We start from the raw sequence: 14780 nt of genomic DNA, 5'->3' as shown, positions 1-14780 counted from the left end.
GCTGGTGTGGACTGGACGGAGCTGCTGGTTCAGGTGGTCGTCGCGGCGATCGCGGTCGCGCTGGTGGCCGGTGTCGGTGGGCGTCGCCGCGTCACGCGATAACGACCCTGCATCACCTGGCAGGACAGCACTGACAAGACAGCACCAATCGAAAGAGCGCCCGGCCTCGGCCGGGCGCTCTTTCGTGCGGATGTGCCCGACTTCGACCCGGTGCCGCAGGGGCGTTGGTCGGGCCGCTGCGGTACGGTCGCCACGCTTCGGCCAGTCCCGCCCACTGTCGTAAAGGAATTCTCCGTACTAGGGTGCGGCGGAGAAGGTTAGTTCCAAGCGGCGCGAGGGGAGAAGTGGCGTGAACAGGTGGAAGCGGCTGGCCCCGGTCACCGCCATGGTGGCCTCGGCCGCGATGGTGCTGACCGGCTGTGGGGGCTCCGGCGAGGACGCTGCCGACGACAGCAAGCTCACGGTCTGGATGATGGGCGAGGGCGGCGAGGCGCAGAACACCTTCCTCGACTCCGTCGAGACGGAGTTCCGCCAGAAGCACCCCGACACCGACGTGGTGGTGCAGTACATCCCCTGGCTGGAGGCGCCCAAGAAGTTCCAGGCGGCGCTCGCCGGCGGTGAGGGCCCGGACATCACCGAGCTGGGCAACACCGAGACCCAGGGCTGGGCGGCCCAGGAGGCGCTCGCCGACGTGAGTGGTCGGATGGGCGGCTGGGCCGACGGCAAGGACCTGCTGCCCGACCTGGTCCGTAACGCGCAGCTCGACGGCAAGCAGTACGGCGTCCCCTGGTACGCCGGGGTGCGCGCGATCTACTACCGCACCGACTGGTTCGCCGAGGCCGGCGTGCAGCCCCCGAAGACCTGGGACGACCTGGTCACCGTGGCCAAGACCGTGCAGGCGAAGAAGAAGGGCACCTACGGCATCGCCCTTCCCGGCAACTCCGAGCTGCCCTTCTACTCCTTCCTCTGGGGTGCCGGCGGCGAGATCGCCAACAACCAGGGCGGCACCTGGAAGTCCGGCTACACCACGCCGGAGGCGCAGAAGGCCGTCAAGTACTGGACCGACCTGGTCACCGTGCACAAGGTCGCCCCGCCCGCGGCGGCCGGCTGGAACGAGATCGACGCGCGGACCCAGTTCGCCACCGGCAAGGCGGCGATGGCCTTCGCCGGAAGCTGGCAGCAGGGCGCCATCAAGAAGGACAACCCCGAGATCGAGAAGGTCTGGGGTACGTTCCCGATCCCCGGCCCGGACGGCAAGGCGGCACCCGGTTTCGCCGGTGGCTCGGACGTGGCGATCTGGAAGGACAGCGAGCGGCAGGACCTGGCCTGGGACTACCTGACCGTGCTGCTGAACAAGAAGAACGCGCAGAGCTTCGCGAGCAGCCTCGGGTTCTTCCCGGTCTACCAGGATCTGGTCGCGGGTGACACCTACGCCAATGACAAGGTCATGGCGGCGTTCGCCACCACCATGCAGAACACCAAGCTCACGCCGCTCACCCCGAAGTGGGTGGAGGTCAGCCGGACCAAGACGGTGACCCAGGCGATGAACAGCTCGGTCATGAAGGGTCAGAAGACGGTCGAGAAGGCCACCGCCGATGCGGCCGCCGAGATGGAAGGCATTTTGAACAGCAAGTGAGCTCACAGACAAAAAACCCGGAGACGGCCGCCGCGCGGGAGACCCCCGCGCGGCGGCGTCGCCGGGTGGACCGCCTGCCCTACCTGCTGCTCCTGCCCGCGCTGGTGATCATCGGGGTGTTGCTGCTCTGGCCGCTCGGCCAGGTGGTGGTGATGTCCTTCTACCGGCTGAACAACGTCCGGCAGCTGCGCGGCGACCGCGAGTGGCCCTGGGTGGGGCTGGGCAACTACGCCGACATCCTCACCGACCCGTTCTTTCTGACCGTGCTGCGCAACACGGTCCTGTTCGCCGCGGCCAACGTGCTGCTCACCATGGTCCTCGGCACCCTGGTCGGCCTCCTGCTCAACCGGCTCGGTCGCAAGATGGCGACCTTCGTGGCCAGTTGCGTGATGCTTGCCTGGGCCACCCCGGCGCTGACCGGCACCATCGTCTGGAAGTGGATCTTCGACGACACGAGCGGCCTCGCCACGTGGCTGTTCAACGCCCTGCCGGACGGGCTCTCGAACGCCCTGTTCGGTCGGAGCGACTGGACCGGCTACGGCTGGTTCAACTCGCCGCTGCTCTTCTTCGCCATCCTCACCCTGGTGGTGGTCTGGCACTCGTTCCCGTTCATCGCGGTGAGTGTGCTGGCCGGTCTGAAGAGCGTGCCGAGCGAGCTGCACGAGGCGGCCCGGGTGGACGGCGCGAGCCCGTGGCGGGTCTTCTGGAAGATCACCTTCCCGTTGCTGCGCCCGGTCTTCGGGATCCTGATCATTCTCTCCACGATCTGGGACTTCAAGGTCTTCACCCAGCAGTTCGTGCTGGCCGGCGGCACCCAGGACCGGCCGACGTTCATGCTCGCCATCTACTCGTACGCCGAGGCTTTCTCTCCGCCGCCGAAGTACGGACTCGGCGCGGCCATCGCGGTGATCCTCACGCTGATCCTGCTCGTGGTCACCGGCTTCTACGTTCGGATGGTGCTCAGGCAGGAGGACGAGTCATGAAGAAGTTCGCCCTCAACGCAGCCGGCCTGTTGGTCGCGCTCTTCGCGGCGTTCCCGGTCTACTGGATGATCTCCACGTCGCTGAAGCCCAGCAGCGAGATCTTCTCGGCCACTCCGCAGCCGGTGCCGACCCACCCGACGCTGGCGCACTACCGGGAGATCCTGACCGGCAACCTGATCCCCGGCGTGAGCTTCCTCGACTTCTTCCTCAACAGCGCGCTGGTCGCCGTCTCCACTGTGGTGCTCAGCGGCCTGGTGGCCCTGCTGGCCGCGACCGCGGTGGCCCGGTTCCGCTTCAAGCTGCGGACCAGCTTCCTGATCATGCTGTTGGTGGTGCAGATGATCCCGCTGGAGGCACTGGTCATCCCGCTGTTCCTGATGATCCAGCGGCTGGGGCTCTACAACACCCTGCCCAGCCTGATCCTGACGTACCTCGGCTTCTCGCTGCCGTTCGCGGTCTGGATGCTGCGCGGATTCGTCGCCGCGGTGCCCAAGGAATTGGAGGAGGCGGCGGCCATCGACGGGGCGAGTCGGGCCCAGACCTTCCGGCGGGTCCTCTTCCCACTGGTCGCGCCCGGCCTGGTGGCCACCAGCATCTTCTCCTTCATCACCGCTTGGAACGAGCTGATCTTCGCGTTGACGTTCATCAACGACCAGGGGAGCTACACGCTGCCGGTGGCGATGACCTTCTTCTTCGGCCGCGACGACACCAACTGGGGGCCGGTGATGGCCGCGTCCACGCTGTTCACCCTGCCGGTGATCATTTTCTTCCTGCTGGTGCAGCGCCGGATGGTCTCCGGCCTGGTGGCCGGCGCCGTCAAGGGCTGACCCCACGTCCCAAGGGCGGGCCTATGCTGACGGCCATGACGGGCAGGGTGGCAGCGGTGAACCTCGGCGTGGTGACCGAGGCGGAATGGGCCGGCGACGCGAGCGGTCGCAGCGGCATCGACAAGCGGCCGGTGGACGGCCCGGTGCTGGTCCGCGTCGACGGGGTGGTCGGCGACTTCATCGGCGAGCGAGCCCATCACGGCGGCCCCGACCAGGCGGTGTACGCCTACGCGGAGGAGGACGCCGCCTGGTGGTCGGCGGAGCTGGGCCGCGACGTCCGACCGGGTGGCTTCGGGGAGAACCTGTCCACCTACGCGGTCGACGTGACCGGCGCGGTGATCGGCGAGCAGTGGCTGGTCGGTTCCGCCCTGCTCCAGGTCACCAAGCCGCGTACGCCGTGCACCACCTTCGCCGGATTCTGGGGCGTACCGGATCTGATCAAGCGGTTCACCGCCCGGGCGCTGCCCGGCGCCTACCTGCGGGTGTTGCGCGAGGGGGAGGTCGGCCCGGGCGACCCGGTCGAGGTGGTGGAACGACCGGCGCATGGTGTGACCATCGGCGAGGTGTTCCGGGCGACCAGCCTGGAGCCGGAGTTGCTGCCTCGGCTGCTCGAGGCGGAGGACCTGCCGGAGCCGATCCGGGAGAAGGCCCGCCGCCGCCTCGCCGCCCGCAGCTGAGACACGAAAGCCCCTGCCGTCACCAGACGGCAGGGGCTTTCGCGCGATCGGGTCAGCGGAGCCAGGGGATGTTGCGGTCGAGCAGACCGCGCTCCTTGAGCTCCTTGCGCAGCGGGATCTCGTCGTCGACGTACCCGTCCCAGTTGATGCCCCAGTAGTTGGCGGTGTGGGTGCCCTCACCGATCAGCTGGCGCTGGACCGGGGTGCGGTTGCGGTACCACTCGCCGTTCACGTCGGGGTGCAGCTCGTCCAGCGGACGGATCCACCGGTAGGTGTAGCCGACGAAGAGCATCTTGCGGGTGATGGTCGACAGGTTCGTCGACCGCGAGTGCCACTGCCGACGGTCGAAGATGAAGGCGTCACCCGGGTTGGCGGTGATCTCTACAGTGCCCTCCGGGTCCGGGTTGTGCACGCTGAGGTCCTTGGGCCGGTCCAGGGAGTTCCACAGGTGGCTGCCCGGGATGACCTTGGTGGCGCCGCGGCCGGTCTCGGAGAGGTCCGACAGCACGTACGCGACCTTCAGCGAGAACATCGGCCGAGGCAGGTTCGGGTCCATCGTCTCCGGGTCGGAGTTCTGCCGGTACCCGTCCTGGTGCCAACCCCAGTACGGCTTCTCCGGCTCGGCGGCCGGCGGGGTGACGTCGAGGTGGTTGTGGTGGGTGTAGATGTTCCAGCCGGCCAGCCCCCACATGTACGGGAAGGCGATCGGGTGGGTGAGCAGCTCGCCGAAGAGCTCGTCGCGCTCCAGGAAGCCCAGCAGGTGCAGGGTGCCGTCCTTCTTGGTGGTGCCCTTGGCCTGCTCCTCCGCGTAGACGCGGTCGACCGCCGCCTCCAGCGCCGCCCGGTGGTCCTCCGTCAGGACGTTGCGCAGCAGGAGGAAGCCCTGCTCGTGGAACTCCTTGCGGTCAGTGTCGCTGATCGGTTCGTAACCGGTCCGGTCGCCGTAATCGAACACCGCGTCGTACCCCTCCCCATGAGGTGAATCATTTTCTGGCACAGGCCGCCGATCGTAACGCGACGGACATGGCCTCGGGGAGGAGGTCTTCGATGCGTGGGCCGCAGCGGGACCCCACGCAGCGGGAGAACTTCGGAGAGTGAGATCTTCGTGTTCGATACGGCCTTTGATGGGCACTTGTCCGATTGTGCGGTGACTGCCGGTTAAGAGATCCGGGCCGGTCAGCCCTCGTTGAACACCTCGGCGACCACCTGGCCGGCGGGGCTCTGCCCGCCGTTCGCCCGCCCCCAGGTGCCCGCTCGGGCGGTCCACTCCAGGTCGCCGAAACGGACGCGCTTCACCCCGTGATCCTGTGCGTGGGACACCAGCCAGTGCGCGTACCGCCAGCCGTCGCGTTGGTCGCCCGGCGTGACCGCCAACCCGGTCGGGTCGGCCGGGTCGGTGCCCTTCAGCCCCCAGTCCAGCACCAGGTTGCGGGTCAACTGCGCGGCCGCCGCCGCGCCGTGCATCACCGGGGTACGCCCCACCGTGCAGGCGACCGCTCCGGTGGCGTCTCCCAACAGGGCTCGGCTGAGCACCTCGGAGTCGTCGGCCCACTTCTGGTAGGCCTCCGGGAAGGCCGAGCGCTGGACCCGCTGGGCGGCGTCGGTGACGCGCATCTTCTCCCAGCCGCGCACCTTCTTGAGTGCCGCGTAGAACCGGTTGGCCGCGTAGCGCGGGTCGCGGATCTGCGCCGGGGTGCCCCAGCCCTGGCTCGGCCGCTGCTGGAACAGGCCGACCGAGTCGCGGTCGCCGTCGGCGAGGTTGCGGAGCCCCGACTCCTGGTAGGCGGTGGCCAGCGCGACCACCACGGCCCGCTCGGGCATGCGGCGTTGGGCGCCGATCGCCGCGATGGTCGCCGCGTTGGCCATCTGGTCGGCGTCGAGCGCGACCCGACCGTCGGCCTGCACTGTGCACTTCCGGGCCGCCAGCGGCAACTGGAGGCGGTCACCGACCTGCCGTACGACGAGCCAGATCGCGATCACGGCGACGAGGATCAGCACCACTCCACCCGCCACGGCTGCCCGAGTTCGCACCCACACCCCCAGATCGACAGTCCGACAAGCGTACGTCCCCCGCGGCCCTCTCCGGGTCGTCTGAGCGGTTCGGGACCGGCTCTGCCGAGGCGTGCCGATCGGGACATTCCCGCTTTGGCCCCGGTCTCACCTGCCGGAATGCCGATAATCGGGGCATCTGGCACCCGCCCTGTCCGTCCGCCATCAGTACTGTGCGTGGCCGCCTGGTCGACCTGTCGCGCCGGTCACGGCTTCGGCTCGTCGGGAAGTGGTTGACCGGTCAAGGGGTTACCTCAGTTGACATGTCAATCGCTGGCCCGTCCGGCCGCCGATCCAGGCGACCAGACCGGTCACGGAGCAAGGAGGAGTTCCATGGGAACGCTCGACGGCAAGGTCGTACTCGTCACCGGCACCGGCGGCGGTCTGGGACGCGTCGCCGCGCAGATCTTCGCGCGGGAAGGCGCCAAGGTCGTCGGCGCCGACATCCAGGTCGACGGCAACAACGAGACTGTCGAACTCGTTCGCGCCGCCGGCGGTGAGATGACGGGCATCGCGCCGGTCGACCTCACCGACCCGGACCAGGTGCGCACACTCGTCGAGGACGCCGTCGCGGCCTACGGCGGGCTCGACGTGGTCTACAACAACGCGGCGGCGCTGCGCTTCGGCCCGATGCCCGACTTCTCGGTCGAGGACTGGCGGTACACCATCACCGGCGAACTCGACATTCCGTACTTCGTGTCGAAGTTCGCCTGGCCGCACCTGGTGCGACGCGGTGGTGGCGTGATCATCAACGCCGCCTCCATGGCGGGGACGATCGCCGGTCACGTCCCACCGATGGTCGGCCACACCGCGGCGAACGCCGGTGTCATCGGTCTGACCCGACAACTCGCTCTCGAAGGCGCGCCGCACGGCATCCGGGCGGTCGCGGTCAGCCCCGGGCCCATCATCAGCCCGGCGAGTGAGCGCGACCTGGGTGACAACCAGGCGGCCCGGGACGCGATCACCGGCAAGACGCTGCTGAAGCGGTTCGCCCAACCCGAGGAGGTCGCCGAACTGGTGGTGTTCCTGGCCTCCGACCGGGCGTCCTACATCACCGGCGCGAACTACCCGGTCGACGGCGGCGCGACCGCGTGGTGACCGAGGTGTGGGCGCCGCCGACCGAAGGCGGCGCCCACGACGGTCACTGCGGGGCGGCGGCCCCGCTCTGCCGACCGGTGAGCCCCGGCCCTACCCGGCATGATCAGCGGAACCACCGTCCAGAGCGGCCACCCATCGAGTCAATCTCTTTCCCCGGAACGCGGTGACTCCCTCGCGCCCCTCGTCGGAGAGGAAGTAGCTGGTCGACAGGGCGGACAGCCGGGCCAGGTCGGCGCGCAGCTCGGCAGTGCCCGGCCGACGCAGCAACTCCTTCGCGCCCGCCAAGGCGCCGGGAGCGCCCCGCACCAGCGAGTCGCAGTAGCCCCGCACCGCGGCGTCCAGCTCGGCGGCGGGCACGGAGGTCGTGACCAGGCCGACCTGGGCGGCCCGCCGCCCGTCGAAGGTGTCCCCGGTCAGGTACAGCTCGGCCGCGGCACGCGGGTGCAGCCGGGGCAGCACGGTCGCCGAGATCACCGCCGGGATCACCCCGATCCGCACCTCGGTGAACGCGAACGTCGCCTCGTCGGCGCAGACCGCGAGATCGGCGGCGGCGATCAGGCCCAGCCCGCCCGCCCGCGCCGGCCCACCCACCCGGGCCAGCACCGGCTTCGGGCACTCCCAGATCGCCGCGAGCACGTCACCCAGCATGCCGGCCGGCACCGTCCCGCTGGCGTACGCGGCGGCCGTCTCCTTCAGGTCCGCGCCGGAGCAGAAGACCGGGCCGGTGTGGTCGAGCACGATCGCCCGTACCGTCTCGTCGGCGATCGCGTCGCCCAGCCCGGCCAGCAGCTGAGTCATGAGAGCTGTGGAGAGCGCGTTGCGGTTGTGTGGGCTGTCCAGGGTGAGGGTGGTCACCCCACGGGCCGTGGCGACCCGCACGAGGACGTCGGGAGAGGTCATGCCGGGCACACTAGTGGCCATGCCCGGCGTCCTTCCAGATGGTGAGACCGTCCCCGTCGACGGATCGTTGCCCGCCACCGCCACCACGGCGGTCGGCGCGCGCGGCTTCGGCGTGTACGTCCACGTGCCGTTCTGCGCCAGTCGCTGCGGCTACTGCGACTTCAACACCTACACGGCAGCCGAGCTGGGCGGTGGCGCGAGCCGCGACGGGTACGCCGACACCGTCCTGGCCGAGCTGGCGCTCGCCGCCCGGGTGCTGGGCGACAGCCCACCGCCCCGGGTCGACACCGTCTTCGTCGGCGGCGGCACGCCCACCCTGCTCCCCGCCGACGACCTGGCCCGCATCCTCGACGGCATCGACCGCACCTGGGGGTTGGCCGCCGACGCCGAGGTGACCACCGAAGCCAACCCGGAATCGGTCACCCCGGAATCGTTGAAGCTGCTGCGGGCTGCCGGCTACACCCGGATCTCACTGGGCATGCAGTCCGCGTCGCCGGGAGTGCTGGCGATCCTGGACCGCAAACACAGCGCCGGCCGGGCCACCGCCGCCGCGCTGGAAGCCCGCGACGCCGGGTTCGAGCACGTGAACCTGGACCTGATCTACGGAACGCCGGGAGAACGGGCCGAGGACTTCGCCGCCTCGTTGGAGCAGGTGGTCGCCGCCGGGGTGGACCACGTCAGCGCGTACGCCCTGATCGTCGAGGACGGCACCCGGCTCGCCGCCCGGATGCGGCGCGGCGAACTGGCGTACCCCAGTGACGACGTGGCCGCGGACCGCTACCTGGCCGCGGAGGCCGCGCTCGACGCGGCCGGACTCTCCTGGTACGAGGTCTCCAACTGGGCGGCCACCGACGAGGCTCGGTGCCGGCACAACCTGCTCTACTGGACCGGCGCGGACTGGTGGGGGCTGGGGCCGGGAGCACACAGCCACGTCGGCGGCGTGCGGTGGTGGAACGTCAAGCACCCCTCCGCGTACGCCCAGCGGTTGGCCGCCGGCGCGTCTCCGGGTCTGGCCCGGGAGGTGCTCATGGCAGACGAGGCGCACATGGAGGACGTGATGCTGCGGCTTCGCCTCGCCAGCGGCCTGCCGTTGACAGTGCTCGACGCCGCCGGCCGGGCCGGTGCCGAGCGGGCACTGGCCGACGGCCTGCTGGCCGCCGACGAGTACGCGGCCGGCCGGGCCGTGCTCACGCTGCGCGGGCGGCTGCTCGCCGACGCCGTCGTGCGCGACCTGCTGCCCTAGGGCCTCTGTCAAAGCCCCTGGCCGGCCTGCGGCGGGCCCGGACGACGACCGGCCGCGTTGGATATTCGCCCGGATACAACACCGGTATCCGAACGAACATCCGCCTTACCGGACCGCCGCCCGGACTCCGCCTCGGCTCGACCGAGGACTTTGACACAGGCCCTAGCGGGGCGGGCCGGCCGGGGGAGCGGCCGGCCCGTGGTCTCACTTGACGAAGCTCGCGGAGAGCGGATAGCGGTAGAGCTGCCCCTCGTTGGCCTTGATGCCGGCGAGGATGCCGAACACCGCGCCGAGGATGATGGCCGCGCCGACCCCGATGAAGCCGATCAGGATGCAGGACAGCACCCAGCCGATCAGGCCGACGATCGACCAGATGAGCTGGAAGTTGAGCGCCGCCACGGCGTGCGTCCGCACGGTCGGGGACTGGTTGCCACGGGCCAGCAGGGCCACCAGCGGGCCGATCCAGCCGAGCACACCGCCGCTGATGATCATGCCGGCGGCGCCGCCGAAGTGCGCGACGAGCGCCCAGGTCTTGTCCTCGTTGTTGGCGTAGCCGCCGCCGGGGCCGCCGTACGCGCCACCGGTCGGGTAGCCGCCGCCGGGCGGGGGGTAGCCCCCGGGCGGAGGGTAGCCGCCCGCCGGAGGGTAGCCGCCTGACGGCGGTTGGTCACCGGTGGGCGGCGGATAGCCACCGGGCGGGGGATAGCCGCCCGGGCCGGGTGCCCCGGACAGTGGTGCGGTGGGTGGCTCGGCCGACGGGTACGAACCCGGGGAGGTCGGCTCCGGCGGGTAGTTGCCGGGGTCACCCGCGCCGGGAGGGCGAGGAGGTTCAGTCATGGATGTCACGGTAGGGGCACCGGGCAACGCCGCACCAGAGCAACACCTCCCGGCAGTGTGGGCCGTTCGGGTCCGGCGAGGTGGCGCGGGCCGCACCGACGGGCCGCCGTTGATCATCGCGTCGACGGGTACCTCGACGTAGACTGGCACTCGCTACAGTCGAGTGCCAGGACGGCCCGGCCGGCCCAGGAAGCCGGCGGCCGACGTGCGACAGGAGGTGCGGAGGATGGGTCTCGACGACCGAAAACTCGCCGTGCTCCGCGCCATCGTCGAGGACTACGTCTCCACCCAGGAGCCGGTCGGCAGCAAGGCGCTGGTCGAGCGGCACCAGCTCGGGGTCTCCCCGGCCACGGTCCGCAACGACATGGCCGTGCTGGAGGAGGAGGGCTACATCCGGCAGCCGCACACGAGCGCCGGCCGGGTGCCCACCGACCGCGGTTACCGACTCTTCGTCGACCGGTTGTCCCGGGTCAAGCCGCTCAGTCCGGCCGAGCGCCGGGCCATCGAGCGCTTCCTGGTCGGAGCGGTGGACCTCGACGACGTGGTGCACCGCACGGTGCGGCTGCTCGCCCAGTTGACGCGGCAGGTGGCCGTCGTGCAGTACCCGAGCCTGGCCCGCTCCTCGGTGCGGCACCTGGAGCTGGTGCCGATCTCCACCACCCGGCTGATGCTCGTCATGATCGCCGACACCGGGCGGGTGGAGCAGCGGCTGGTGGAGTTGCCCCGGCCGGTGCCCGCCGACGACGTCACCGACCTGCGTCGGCTGGTCAACGAGAAGTTGGCCGGGGCCCGGCTGTCCGACACCCCGCCACTGGTGCAGGCACTGGTCGACGAGTCGTCCGCCGAGCTGCGGCCGACGATGACCATGCTCTCCACCGTGCTGCTGGAGACGCTCGTCGAGCGGAGCGAGGAACGCATCGCGCTGGCCGGCACCGCGAACCTCACGCGGGGTGGTCTGCTCGACTTCCAGGGTTCCCTGCGGCCGATCCTCGAAGCCCTGGAGGAGGAGGTCGTGCTCCTCAAGCTCATCGGCGAGACCGAGCCGAGCACGACCCGGGTGCTGATCGGCGACGAGAACGAGTTCGACAACCTGCGGGCCGCGTCGGTGGTCAGCACCGGCTACGGCCCGGGCGCGACGATCGTCGGCGGTCTGGGGGTGCTGGGGCCCACCCGGATGGACTACCCCGGCAACATCGCCACGGTGCGCGCCGTGGCACGCTACGTGGGCGAGTTGCTGGCCCAGAACTGACCAGTCAGGGCCGACGGCCGGCGGCTGCCGGATCGGCGCAACGCGAGACGAACATGAGGACACGGAACGCAGTGGCCAGGGACTACTACGGCATTCTCGGTGTGAGCCGGGAAGCCTCCGATGACGAGATCAAGCGCGCCTACCGCAAGCTGGCGCGCCAGTTCCACCCGGACGTCAATCCGGACCCGGAGGCTCAGGAGAAGTTCAAGGACATCAACGCCGCGTACGAGGTCCTCTCGGACGACCGGAAGCGGCAGATCGTCGACCTGGGTGGCGACCCGCTCGCCCCGGGCGGCGGCGGTGCCGGCGGCCCCGGGGGTCCCGGAGGCGCCGGTCCGTTCGTCGGTTTCCAGGACATCATGGACGCGTTCTTCGGCGGTGCCGGGGGCAACGCCCGTGGCCCGCGCCCGCGTACCCGCCCGGGCGCCGACGCGATCCTGCGACTCGAACTCGACCTGCACGAGACGGCGTTCGGCGTCGAGGCGCCGATCACCGTCGACACCGCAGTGCTCTGCACCACCTGCTCCGGCGCCGGCACGGCCGCCGGCACGCACCTGGCGACCTGCGAGGCGTGTGCCGGTCGGGGCGAGGTGCAGTCGGTGCAGCGCACCTTCCTCGGCCAGGTCGTCTCCGCCCGGCCGTGCACCGTGTGCCAGGGCTACGGCACCACCATCCCGCACCCCTGCCCGACCTGCGCCGGCGACGGCCGGGTGCGGACCCGCCGCTCGCTGACCGTCAAGATCCCGGCCGGCGTCGAGGACGGCATGCGGATCCGGCTGGCCCAGCAGGGCGAGGTGGGCCCCGGTGGCGGCACCGCCGGTGACCTCTACGTGGAGATCCACGAGCGGCCGCACGACGTCTACTCCCGCAAGGGCGACGACCTGCACTGCCGGGTCACCGTGCCGATGACCGCGGCGGCGTTGGGCACCCGGCTGACCATCAAGACCCTGGACAGCGAGGAGACCGTGGACGTCAAGGCCGGCACCCAGCCGGCCAGCACGCTGCGACTGCGCGCCCGGGGCGTACCGCACCTGCGCGGCACCGGCCGGGGCGACCTCTACGTGCACCTGGACGTGCGGACCCCGACCAAGCTCGACCCGGACCAGGAGAAGATGCTGCGCGACTTCGCCAAGACCCGTGGTGAGGAGGTCGCCGAGTTGTCCAAGCAGGGCGGCTTCTTCTCGCGGATGCGCGACGCGTTCAACGGGCACGCCTGAGGTGTCCGCACCGCTGTTCCTGGTCGAGGCGCTGCCCACCGGCGACGCGCTGACCCTGGACGGCCCGGAGGGGCACCACGCGGCCACCGTGCAGCGGCTGCGCGTCGGCGAGGAGCTGCTGCTCGCCGACGGGCGGGGCGGCACGGCCGCCGCCGTGGTCACCGCCGTCGGCCGGGGCAGCCTGGAGGTCACCATCACCTCCCGGGGGTACGCGGACGCGCCCGTACCCCGGATCGTCACCGTGCAGGGCATCGCGAAGGGCGACCGGGGCGAGTTGGCAGTGCAGGCGATGACCGAGGTCGGCGTCGACGAGATCGTGCCGTGGGCGGCGTCGCGCTCGGTGACCCAGTGGCGCGGCGACCGGGGCGTACGCGCACGGGAGAAGTGGGTGGCGACCGCCCGGGAGGCAGCCAAGCAGGCCCGCCGGCCGTGGTTGCCGGTGGTGGCCGGCGCGCCCGACGAGTCGACCGCCACGGTGGTCCGTCGGATCGCCGGTGCCGCCGCCGCGTTCGTGCTGCACGAGGAGGCCGACGAGCGGCTGACCACCGCCGAGCTGCCGACCGCCGGTGAGATCGTCCTGGTGGTCGGCCCGGAGGGCGGCATCGCCCCGGCCGAGCTGACCGCGTTCCGCGAGGCCGGCGGTCGGCCGGTGCGGCTCGGGCCGGCGGTGCTGCGCACCTCGACCGCCGGCGTGGCGGCGCTCAGCGTGCTCGCCACCCGCCTCGGCCGCTGGTGACCGTTCAGGGCCTCGGAAACACCGGCACGACCTCCTCCTCCGGGCCCAGGTCCAGCCCGGCGTTTCCGATGATCTGCGGGTCCGGTGTGCCGACCACCTCGGGATCCTTGCCGGTGTAGTCGAAGCGGTTCAGCACGTGTCGCATGGCCTCCAGCCGGGCCCGCTTCTTGTCGTTGCTCTTCACCACCGTCCACGGCGCGTCGGCCGTGTCGGTCCAGAAGAACATCGCCTCCTTGGCCTCCGTGTACTCGTCCCACCGGTCCAGCGAGGCGATGTCCATCGGGGACAGCTTCCACTGCCGGACCGGGTCGACCTGACGGATCGCGAACCGGGTGCGCTGCTCGTTCTGGGAGACGGAGAACCAGAACTTGACCAACCGGATGCCCGAGCGCACCAGCATCCGTTCCAGCTCCGGGGCCTGCCGCAGGAACTCCAGGTACTCCTTGCGGCTACAGAAGCCCATCACCCGCTCGACGCCGGCCCTGTTGTACCAGGAACGGTCGAACAGCACGATCTCGCCGGCCGCCGGCAGGTGCGCCAACCACCGCTGGAAGTACCACTGGGCAGCTTCCCGCTCGTCCGGCTTGGCGAGCGCCACCACCGACGCGCCGCGCGGGTTGAGGTGCTCCATGAAGCGTTTGATGGTGCCGCCCTTGCCGGCCGCGTCCCGGCCCTCGAAGAGGATCACCAGACGCTCGCCGGAATCCTTGATCCAGTCCTGGAGTTTCAACAGCTCGATCTGGAGCAGCCGCTTGTCCCGGTCGTACTCGTCACGGTCCATCCGGTCGTCGTACGGGTAGTCCTCGCGCCAGGTCTCGACGGGAGTCCCGTCGGGTCGGAGCAGGACGGGGTCGTCGTCGTGGCCGTCGGCCACCCGGTAGTCGGCGGTGAGGTCCAGCAGCGCGGAGTCGGCCATGTCGGAGGCCTTTACCCGCCCGTGCACCGCCAGCCACCTCTTCGACCAGGTGATTTGCCGCCGAGTGCGGGATCAGCTGCGCAGGTAGGAGGCGCCGTTGAGATCGACGATCGTGCCGGACGCCCACTCGGCCTGCGGCGAGGCCAGCCAGTGCACCGCGGCCGCGATCTCCTCCGGTCGGCCCACCCGGTCGAACGGGCTCTGCGCCCGGATCGCCGCGCCCTGCTCGCCGTGCAGGTACTCGGTGACCATGTCGGTCGCCACGAAGCCCGGCGCGACGGTGGCGACAGTGATGCCGTACGGCGCGAGCGCCACGGCGAGGGACTGGCCCAGCGCGTTCAACCCTGCCTTGCTGGCCCCGTACGCCGGCTGGTGCGGTTCACCCCGGAACGCGCCTCGGGACGAGACGATG

General features: G+C 70.7%; 15 protein-coding genes and 1 pseudogene. 10 read left to right on the top strand and 6 right to left on the bottom strand.

The window, feature by feature from the left end; all coding sequences use genetic code 11:
- The 5 genes and pseudogenes from ACWCO3_RS19745 to ACWCO3_RS19725 form a co-directional block, all read left to right on the top strand.
- Window positions 1–102: pseudogene (locus tag ACWCO3_RS19745) on the top strand (GlsB/YeaQ/YmgE family stress response membrane protein); the annotation flags it as partial.
- Between the two features lie 247 nt (window positions 103–349).
- Window positions 350–1636 (top strand): sugar ABC transporter substrate-binding protein, encoded by a 1287-nt coding sequence (locus tag ACWCO3_RS19740; protein ID WP_145779402.1) that lies wholly within the window; start codon window positions 350–352, stop codon window positions 1634–1636.
- Window positions 1633–2619 (top strand): carbohydrate ABC transporter permease, encoded by a 987-nt coding sequence (locus ACWCO3_RS19735; protein ID WP_145779403.1) that lies wholly within the window; start codon window positions 1633–1635, stop codon window positions 2617–2619. Before ACWCO3_RS19740 ends, ACWCO3_RS19735 begins: the two co-directional genes overlap by 4 nt.
- Entirely contained in the window at window positions 2616–3446 is an 831-nt protein-coding gene (locus ACWCO3_RS19730; protein ID WP_450011343.1) for a carbohydrate ABC transporter permease, read from the top strand. The genes ACWCO3_RS19735 and ACWCO3_RS19730 overlap by 4 nt, the downstream gene beginning before the upstream one ends.
- Window positions 3447–3481: 35 nt before the next feature.
- The gene (locus ACWCO3_RS19725) at window positions 3482–4123 is read left to right on the top strand and encodes an MOSC domain-containing protein (protein WP_145779405.1); all 642 of its coding nucleotides are present in this window, start codon (window positions 3482–3484) and stop codon (window positions 4121–4123) included.
- Between the two features lie 52 nt (window positions 4124–4175).
- Here the strand turns inward: ACWCO3_RS19725 and ACWCO3_RS19720 are convergent, their stop codons facing one another.
- On the bottom strand, window positions 4176–5078 hold the full coding sequence (locus ACWCO3_RS19720; protein WP_088988074.1) for a phytanoyl-CoA dioxygenase family protein: 903 nt from the start codon (window positions 5076–5078) through the stop codon (window positions 4176–4178).
- 221 nt (window positions 5079–5299) lie between these two features.
- The gene (locus tag ACWCO3_RS19715; RefSeq protein ID WP_145779406.1) at window positions 5300–6160 is read right to left on the bottom strand and encodes a hypothetical protein; all 861 of its coding nucleotides are present in this window, start codon (window positions 6158–6160) and stop codon (window positions 5300–5302) included.
- Between the two features lie 345 nt (window positions 6161–6505).
- Between ACWCO3_RS19715 and ACWCO3_RS19710 the strand changes: the two genes are divergently transcribed.
- Window positions 6506–7270, top strand: coding sequence for an SDR family NAD(P)-dependent oxidoreductase (locus ACWCO3_RS19710; RefSeq protein WP_354886173.1), 765 nt, complete (start codon window positions 6506–6508; stop codon window positions 7268–7270).
- A 90-nt stretch (window positions 7271–7360) separates the two neighbouring features.
- Here the strand turns inward: ACWCO3_RS19710 and ACWCO3_RS19705 are convergent, their stop codons facing one another.
- The gene (locus ACWCO3_RS19705; RefSeq protein WP_358167242.1) at window positions 7361–8170 is read right to left on the bottom strand and encodes an enoyl-CoA hydratase-related protein; all 810 of its coding nucleotides are present in this window, start codon (window positions 8168–8170) and stop codon (window positions 7361–7363) included.
- 19 nt (window positions 8171–8189) lie between these two features.
- Between ACWCO3_RS19705 and hemW the strand changes: the two genes are divergently transcribed.
- Window positions 8190–9413, top strand: a complete 1224-nt coding sequence (gene hemW, locus ACWCO3_RS19700; RefSeq protein ID WP_450011339.1) for a radical SAM family heme chaperone HemW — start codon at window positions 8190–8192, stop codon at window positions 9411–9413.
- Window positions 9414–9617: 204 nt separating this feature from the next.
- Here the strand turns inward: hemW and ACWCO3_RS19695 are convergent, their stop codons facing one another.
- Window positions 9618–10250, bottom strand: a complete 633-nt coding sequence (locus ACWCO3_RS19695) for a DUF4870 domain-containing protein (protein ID WP_145779410.1) — start codon at window positions 10248–10250, stop codon at window positions 9618–9620.
- 226 nt (window positions 10251–10476) lie between these two features.
- Between ACWCO3_RS19695 and hrcA the strand changes: the two genes are divergently transcribed.
- The 3 genes from hrcA (at window position 10477) to ACWCO3_RS19680 (ending at window position 13452) form a co-directional block, all read left to right on the top strand.
- Window positions 10477–11499 (top strand): heat-inducible transcriptional repressor HrcA, encoded by a 1023-nt coding sequence (gene hrcA / locus ACWCO3_RS19690; protein WP_145779411.1) that lies wholly within the window; start codon window positions 10477–10479, stop codon window positions 11497–11499.
- 71 nt (window positions 11500–11570) lie between these two features.
- On the top strand, window positions 11571–12716 hold the full coding sequence (gene dnaJ, locus ACWCO3_RS19685) for a molecular chaperone DnaJ (RefSeq protein WP_030491782.1): 1146 nt from the start codon (window positions 11571–11573) through the stop codon (window positions 12714–12716).
- Between the two features lies 1 nt (window position 12717).
- Window positions 12718–13452 carry a 16S rRNA (uracil(1498)-N(3))-methyltransferase gene (locus ACWCO3_RS19680; RefSeq protein WP_357843659.1) on the top strand — a complete coding sequence of 245 codons (735 nt, stop codon included), beginning with the start codon at window positions 12718–12720 and terminating at the stop codon, window positions 13450–13452.
- A gap of 4 nt (window positions 13453–13456) precedes the next feature.
- Here the strand turns inward: ACWCO3_RS19680 and ppk2 are convergent, their stop codons facing one another.
- Both ppk2 and ACWCO3_RS19670 read right to left on the bottom strand, forming a co-directional pair.
- Window positions 13457–14395, bottom strand: a complete 939-nt coding sequence (gene ppk2 / locus ACWCO3_RS19675; protein WP_450011337.1) for a polyphosphate kinase 2 — start codon at window positions 14393–14395, stop codon at window positions 13457–13459.
- Window positions 14396–14440: 45 nt separating this feature from the next.
- The coding region (locus ACWCO3_RS19670; protein ID WP_450011335.1) for an SDR family NAD(P)-dependent oxidoreductase at window positions 14441–14780 on the bottom strand (340 nt) is incomplete at its 5' end.

This window comes from Micromonospora sp. NPDC002411 (genome assembly GCF_053592955.1).
The sequence above is the reverse complement of the archived record's forward strand: the minus strand, read 5'-3'. Positions and strand labels throughout refer to the sequence as shown.